7 protein-coding genes and 1 pseudogene are annotated in these 7,447 nt (G+C 61.8%); 4 read left to right on the top strand and 4 right to left on the bottom strand.

Annotation, left to right across the window (positions count from 1 at the left end; genetic code table 11):
• The 4 genes and pseudogenes from ABJF10_RS27635 to ABJF10_RS27620 all read right to left on the bottom strand — a co-directional run.
• On the bottom strand, window positions 1-761 hold a 761-nt coding region (locus ABJF10_RS27635), incomplete at its 3' end, for a PTPDL family protein (RefSeq protein ID WP_348547850.1).
• A gap of 115 nt (window positions 762-876) precedes the next feature.
• Entirely contained in the window at window positions 877-2,109 is a 1,233-nt protein-coding gene (locus ABJF10_RS27630) for an N-acetylmuramoyl-L-alanine amidase (RefSeq protein WP_348547849.1), read from the bottom strand.
• A gap of 193 nt (window positions 2,110-2,302) precedes the next feature.
• Window positions 2,303-2,743: pseudogene (msrB, locus tag ABJF10_RS27625) on the bottom strand (peptide-methionine (R)-S-oxide reductase MsrB); the annotation flags it as partial.
• Between the two features lie 183 nt (window positions 2,744-2,926).
• Window positions 2,927-3,238, bottom strand: coding sequence for a hypothetical protein (locus tag ABJF10_RS27620; protein ID WP_348547848.1), 312 nt, complete (start codon window positions 3,236-3,238; stop codon window positions 2,927-2,929).
• Between the two features lie 115 nt (window positions 3,239-3,353).
• On the opposite strand from ABJF10_RS27620, the gene ABJF10_RS27615 reads away from it, so the two are divergent.
• The 4 genes from ABJF10_RS27615 to larC form a co-directional block, all read left to right on the top strand.
• Window positions 3,354-5,189, top strand: a complete 1,836-nt coding sequence (locus ABJF10_RS27615) for a tetratricopeptide repeat protein (protein WP_348547847.1) — start codon at window positions 3,354-3,356, stop codon at window positions 5,187-5,189.
• 157 nt (window positions 5,190-5,346) lie between these two features.
• The gene (locus ABJF10_RS27610) at window positions 5,347-5,739 is read left to right on the top strand and encodes a hypothetical protein (RefSeq protein WP_348547846.1); all 393 of its coding nucleotides are present in this window, start codon (window positions 5,347-5,349) and stop codon (window positions 5,737-5,739) included.
• A gap of 224 nt (window positions 5,740-5,963) precedes the next feature.
• Window positions 5,964-6,671, top strand: coding sequence for a 1-(5-phosphoribosyl)-5-[(5-phosphoribosylamino)methylideneamino]imidazole-4-carboxamide isomerase (gene hisA / locus ABJF10_RS27605; protein WP_348547845.1), 708 nt, complete (start codon window positions 5,964-5,966; stop codon window positions 6,669-6,671).
• A 35-nt stretch (window positions 6,672-6,706) separates the two neighbouring features.
• Window positions 6,707-7,447 (top strand): nickel insertion protein (larC, locus tag ABJF10_RS27600; RefSeq protein ID WP_348547844.1); only part of this gene is annotated, 741 nt, incomplete at its 3' end.

The following is a 7,447-nucleotide window of genomic DNA, read 5'->3' as shown; positions in this document are numbered from 1 at the left end:
GCCGCGTCTTCCTGCTTAATCGCCGCCAGGATTTGCGCCCGTTGCGCCGGGCCCGCGGTCTTCGCTCCCTTCTCGCGCTGTAACTTGATCGCCTTCTGCTCCGGGATCGCCCGCTCCAATTCGGTCTGAAGCGCCGGGATGATCTTCCGCGCCAGTTCGATCGCATCCGGCATGACGGACGCGCCGGGATAAGTCTTTTCCAGAGCGGCAAAGGCATTGAGCGCGTCCACGTAATCGCCCGCCGCACTCTCGCCCTTCATGTAGTTGAATGCCAGTTGCCCGTTGATTTGCACCTTCTCTTTCTGCACCTGTTCTTTGTCGAGCCAGTTGCCATTGAGCTTCACTTCTCCACCTTCCACGCGTGTCTGTTCTGCACGAAAAGCACTCAGGATTTTCCGCACATCGGCGGTCTGCGAACTGTTTGGGTACTGCTGCACGTAGGCATCCAGCGCGGCAATATATTGATCGTATTGCGCCGCCGGCAACGAATTGGGCTGGAGCTGGATCCGCGTGAGCGCCTGGTAGGCCACCAGTTCCGGCGACATCTTGTCCATCTTCTCGATGTCCGCCCGCAGCACCACGCGTTCATCCACGATCCCCGCCGAAACCTGCACATCAATGGTGACGTCCTTGTCGGTTTCCTTCGTGATCTTGCCTTCCAGGTGCTCGCCGTTCTTCAGTGTCATCGTGTCGGCAAAGGCAGTTCCCACGAACATCACGAGCGCCAGAACGCGGGCAATACAGAGATAAGTTTTGAACATGGAGCGGCGAATTAAGCAGGGCATTGGGGGAAATGAGAAGGATTATTGCAAACCGTGATAAACAGTTTGTCTAGCCGCCTTTCGGAAGTCGACTGGCCGTCGGATGTCTCTTCTTTCAGGGCGTAGCCGTATCCCGCAGGTTCACCCCGGTGACCGCCGCCCGGCGGTAATCGGCAATGACCTTCGGCCGCGTCTTCCTTTCCGCCAGCACCCGGTAGTTCGCCACGCCATCCACGATCGCCTCCGCCACATGGGCCCGCCACGCCGAGGAACTGATCAGCGTGCTCTCCGCGTTATTGCTCACAAAGCCGCATTCGATGAGCACCGCCGGCTGCGTGCACAGACGCAACACGGCAAAACGCGCATGTTTCACCCCGCGATCCACCATCGGCACGTGCCCGAGCAAGGCATGAAAGACACTCCCGGCCAAGGCGCCGCTCGGCATATCCACGGCGTTGCCCGGCTCCTCCCGCAGGTCGCGCTCCCGCGGCCCGGAGTCGTTCGTCGAGGGCGCCCCACGGGGGGCGATCGAGAAAATCTCGAATCCGCGCGCATCGGCATTCGTGCTCGAGGAGTTGAAGTGAATGCTCACAAAAATGGAATTCGGGATCGTGTTCGCCACCGCCGGCCGTTGGTCGAGCGGGATAAAGACGTCCGTCGCCCGGGTCATCACCACCTTGTAACCCTCGCTCTCCAGGAGCTTGCGGGCGCGCAGGGCCACATCGAGGGCGAAATCCTTCTCGAATCCAAATTTCGACATCGCCCCGCGATCGTGCCCGCCGTGCCCGGGGTCGAGCACCACCGTGGTCACGGGCGTCATCCCCTCGATCAGTTCCGGTCGCAGGTTCGGTTCGATGATCCGGCTCAGGTCCAGCCGCGAAACCAGCACCTGCCCATCATGCAACGCCACCGGAAAAGCCAGCCAGTGCTTCACCCCATTGATTTGCGCCTCGCGCAGGCCCACCGTCACCTCGATTTGCATCTTGCCGGAGTCCAGCACAATCGTCTTCGACAGCGCTACCGCCGGTGGCGGTTCCTGGCTGCTGATGGGTGACGGCTCATCGGTAATTTTCTCGACCGTCGTCACCAGCCCGGACGGGGGCGTGATCACCACCGGTGTTACCGGGGCAGGCGCCACGGCGGGCGCACCCACGGGCGGCACGGCAAAGTGTCCCGTCAGGTCTACCGGAGGCGGCTTCGGAAAACCGTAAAACTCCGCGATATTATCGAGCGTCACATACTCCCGACTCTCGAAGCGTACCAGATTCCACTCCGCCGCCCCGGCGCGCAAAGTCAACGCCGCCAGCAGCGTGCAGCAAAACAGACCAAGCCAGCGGCTGGTTTTCATGCCGCATTCTCCCACAGGTCCAACTGTTCTGCAACTCGGAGACCGAGAGAGGACCTTCGTAAAAACACGCGAGCGCGCTCAGGTCGTGCCGCCACTCGGCTCTCTCGACCCCGCTCCTGGCACTTCTCGGATTCATGGGTGCGATTCGGTGCGATTTCTCTGTAATAGGACGCACCAGGCGTCGGAGAGTTCCCTACTTCTTCCCCGCCTCCGCCTTCTTCTCAAAAAGCGGGACGTACTCCGCGTACCCCTTCTCCTTCAACTGCGCCACCGGGATAAACCGCAACGACGCCGAGTTGATGCAGTACCGCATTCCCGTCGGCTGCGGCCCATCGTTGAAGACGTGCCCAAGATGCGCGTCACTCTTCGAGGAGCGCACTTCCGTGCGGATCATCCCAAAGCTATCGTCCTTCTTCTCCGAGATCGCCTCTTTCTTCAGTGACTTGGTAAAGCTCGGCCACCCTGTCCCGGAATCGAACTTGTCCGTCGAGGCAAAAAGCGGCTCCCCGCTGATCACATCCACATAAATCCCCGGCTCATGGTTGTTCCAGTAGGCATTGTGAAAAGCCGGCTCGGTGCTGCCTTCGCAGGCCACCGCGTATTGCTGTGGGGTCAGTTTCTTGCGGAGATCGTCTTTGTTCATGTTCGCGGGTTCCTTCGCCTTTCCTTTATCGTCCGCGGGCGCCGGGTCGGCGGCATGCACCTGCACGCCCAGCACGAGCACGGAAGCAACAATGGCCAACGGGAAACGAATCGGGAATTTCATGGCAGGGAATGAGATGGGGTGAGGGGATGGTTTGTTCAAAAATCAGGCGTGCTAATTAACGCGCTTCATTCGGTCGATGTCCACGCGTTCCTCGTTTTCCCGCCGCAACCGCTCCCGCGCATCGCGCAAATACTTCGCCACGGTTAGCCCGCCAAAAGCCACCGGCACGAGCAGAAGCGCCACCACCCGGAACGGCAAGAACAGCAACCCCGCCAGCACCAAAAACCCCACGAACCACGAGAAAATGGACGCCCGCATCGTGAAGTACCGCTCCTGCGCCGTCTGGCTGCGCTGCACGCTGCGCTGTGTCTTCCAGACGCCAAAGAGCACGATGCCAAGCAATAGGTAGGTTTCGAACTTCACGGGGTAAATTACTGCATCTGCGTCAAATACCACCACGAAACACGTTGCGGCTTAGGTAGAACGTCTCCCGGCAAGGTAACTGCTTAACTCCGCTTCCATCCCCCATTTTCCCATAGTGAGCATATCTGAAACCGCGGCCGCGCCGCCCAACTCGAAATACTGGAACGACAAAACCCGGGGACTGCTCCTGTTTGCCCTGGCCTTTCTCATCTACGGCTTCGGCATTGGGCGGGGTTTCGACTTCGACGACCCGATCTACATCTCCCAGAATGCCCTGCTCGGCCGGCCCGACGCCTTTCACACCTTTTGGTTCACCTCCGAGGCGGCCAATTACTACCCGCTCTTCTGGTCGCTGCTGCGCGTGCAATGGCTCCTCTGGGGCGTCCATCCGCTCGGCTACCATCTCGTCAATTTGGTCATGCACAGCGTCAACGCCGTGCTCCTCTGGCGCATCGCGCGGGAGTGGCGCCTGCCCGGGGCGTGGTGGGTCGCCGCGCTGTTCGCCGTCCACCCGGTCAACGTCCAGACGCTCGCCTGGGCTGCGGAGCAAAAGAATACCTGGTCCTTCTTCTTCATGGCCCTCGCTCTGCTCGCGTTCATCCGCCACGCGCGGGATCGCCAATGGTCGCAATACGCCCTCTCGCTGCTCTGGTTCGTCGCCGCTCTCGCCTGCAAGACGTCCACCGTCTTCCTCCCCGTCTTCCTCACCGTCATCTACGTTTTCAACCGAGAAAAGGTCGCGCGCGCGATGCTGCTCCGCCTGGTGCCCTTCTACGCCCTCGGCCTCGCGGCGGGAGTCACCACCATGTGGTTCGAGAAACACCGCGTCGAAGCCCATTCCCTGCTCAACACCCTTAGCCTCTGGCAGCGCCTCGAAACTGCCGGCGCCACGTTCTGGTTCTATCTCGGCAAAGCTCTCGTGCCTGTGAATCTCACGCCGATGTATCGCGGCTGGGTCGATACCACGGCCGCGGCGCACACGATGATCCCCGGCCTCTTGCTCGTCGCGTTGCTCCTGGCCTGCGCTGTCTTTTGGCGGCGGATCGGCGCACCGATTGCTCTCGGCATCACCTTCTACGCACTCATGCTCCTGCCGCTCCTCGGCATCTTCGATACCAACTACTTCGCCTTCTCCCTGGTCGCCGACCACTGGCAATACCACGCCCTCCCCGGCATCCTCGTCGCCGTCGTCGCCGCGCTCCAGCGTTTGGCGCAACATTGGCCCCGGCTCGCCGCCTATCCCCAGGCCATCGGTGGCCTCGCCGTCGTGGGTGTCGCCGCACTGGCCTCCGCGCATTTCGCCCACTTTGAAAATCCGCGCAGTCTCTGGTCCTACGTCGTCGCGCAAAACCCCGACGCCTGGCTCGGCTGGTACAACCTCGGCAACGTCTATGCCGATGATCAGCAACCCACCGAAGCCATCGACGCCTACCGTCGCTCGATCCGCCTCCGGCCCCATTACTTTCGCAGCCACTTCAACCTCGCGAATTCGCTCTTCGCCCAGAGCCAGATCGCCGCCGCCGAACTGGAATATTTCGCCGCCGAGAAAATCAATCTCGAAGACCCCGCGCCGCACAACAATCGTGCCTCCGCACTCCTCAGCCTCCATCGCGAAGACGAGGCCATGGTGGAATTCGCCTGCGCCCTCAAGCTCGACCCCAGCCTGATCCCGCCGCACATCAACCTCATCACCATCCTCCTCCCGCGGGGCCGCCTCGCCGAAGCCGCCCAGCACCTCAAATCCGCCGGCCCCCTCTCCCTCTTCAACGCGCACCGCGTCGCCGTGGCCATTACCGAGAGCGCGCAAACCGCCTCCGCCCCCTCCAAAGCGTCTCTCCGGCATTTCGCGCAACTCGCCTGCGAGCTCAACGCCGACCGCGCCGAACTGAAAGCCGCCCTCACCACCCTCGAAGTCCCGCCGGCCACCCCCTCGCCGACGCCTTCTCAATAGCGCGGCGGAGGCCCGCGCCCGTCTGAGATTTCAGACACATCACCATTGTGCATGCTTTCCTGCGCAAACCGGCGTAAGGTATCCCCATCATCACTTCCCGCCATCGGCAGGTTGAAGCAAAGCACGGCGATTCGCCGCAGGAAAAGGACAAGGCACTATGACAATTCCGAAACCAGGTGTCATTCTCGTCGATTGGATGGACGACTCGGGCAAAGCCGTGGATCGCAGCCCCAAGCATCTGGCCGACTGGCCGCTCATCGAGCGTTGCACCCGGCGGGACAGCCGGTTCGTGGTTAACGCGCGGCACGAGGCCCAGGATCTGGAATTGACCTTCAATCCCGAAACTGGCCGCGAAGGCGGCTATCTCTTTTCCAAGGATCGCGAACACGGCCGCGTGGAACGGGTCGACGATCTGCAATCCAAGGAATTCAAGGCCTTCTGCCCGGTCGCCCTCGCCCCCTACCCTTTCCAATTCCGTGTCATCACCGCCGCCGAACCTTCCGGCAACAAGCGGACGTGGTTCATCGGCCTGAGCCTGGACTCCCGCTAGGCCAACGTGCCGGATTCGGCGTTCGGCGTTGGATCTTGGATCTTCCATTTTCCCTATCCCATCCTCCGCGCCTCTGCGCCTCCGCGGTTCAATTCGATTGCCCCGCCATTTCCTCGCGGCAATTCTTGCGAGAGCGCTCTCTCCCGCCTAAGGGATCGCTGGCGGGTTGCATATTCCCCTGTCCCGCCCCTACATTTCAGCCCCTTTTTCCACCTACCCCTTTGATGATTCTGCTGCCTGCTATCGATCTCATGTCCGGCGAAGTCGTGCGACTGCGCCAGGGCAAAGCCGACCAAAAAACCGTTTATTCCAGTGACCCCGCGGCCTTCGCCCGGCGCTGGGAGGAAGAGGGCGGCCATTACCTGCACGTCGTGGATCTCGACGCCGCCTTCACCGGCGAGCAGCGCAATATCGAGTCCGTGCGCGCCATCTGCGCGGCGGTAAAATTCCCCGTGGAACTCGGCGGCGGCATTCGCGATGTGGCGGCCGCGCAGCGCGCGATCGATGCCGGCGTGTCGCGGGTGATCATCGGCACGCGCGCCGCGGAGTCCCTGACCTTCGTCTCGCAACTCGCCGCGGAATTCGGCAGCCAGCGTGTGGCCGTGGGCATCGACGCCAAGAACGGCAAGGTCTCCGTGAAAGGCTGGACCGAGGAATCCGCACTCACCGCGCTGGACCTCGCCAAGCGCGCGGAAGACGCCGGCGCCGGCACGATCATCTACACTGACATCGCCACCGATGGCATGATGGCCGGCCCGAATTTCGCCGAGACGGAGAAGATGCTCGGCGCCATCGGCTGCCAGCTCATCGCCAGCGGCGGCGTGAGCAGCGTGGCCGATGTAAAGCGACTCGGGCAGATGCCCGGACTTTACGGGTGCATCATCGGCAAAGCGCTTTACGATGGCGCTCTGCACCTGCGCGATCTTCTCTAGCCTCTCTCTCGCATTTCATCTCTCGCAACCTCTCTATGAAAGTCCTCTTCCTCGACTGCTTTTCCGGCATCTCCGGCGACATGACCGTCGGCGCCCTCGTCGATCTCGGCGTCAAACCCTCCACCCTCGAGTGGGAGCTCTCGAAGCTCGACCTCGGCGATTTTCACATGCACTTCGAGCGCAAGAAGCGGCAGCAAGTGGAAGGCGTGAAGTTCGGCATCCACGAAGGCGCGACGCACACCCACGACCAGGACGAACACGAACACGAGCACGGCGAGCATTGCGAAGGCCACCATCATCATGAGCATGACCACGGCCACGTCCATGCGCACGAGCCTGAACATGCCCATTCCCACGAACACGGGCACGAGCATCATCATCACGCCGAGGAAGAGAAGCACGACCATGATCACGACCACAAGCATGAGCACGGTGAGCATGAACACAAACATGAGCCCGCGCACGCCCACGAGGAGCACGAGCATGAACATGAACATGCCCACGAGCACGAGGGCCATGCCCACCACCCGCATGGGCACGAGCACGACCATGACCACGGTTGCGAAGTCGCCGGTCACCATCACCACGACCACGGGCACAGCCGCAATCATCACGAGATCCGCGAGCTGATCGAGCACAGCGAGCTGTCCCCCTTCGTCAAGAAACACGCGCTCTCCATCTTCCACCGCATCGCCGTGGCCGAAGGCAAGATCCACGGCCAGTCGGTGGACGAAGTCCATTTCCACGAAGTCGGCGCGCTCGATTCCATCGCCGAC

It is taken from the genome of Chthoniobacter sp. (assembly GCF_040003245.1).
In the GTDB taxonomy this organism is placed as follows: Bacteria; Verrucomicrobiota; Verrucomicrobiia; order Chthoniobacterales; family Chthoniobacteraceae; genus Chthoniobacter.
The sequence above is the reverse complement of the archived record's forward strand: the minus strand, read 5'-3'. Positions and strand labels throughout refer to the sequence as shown.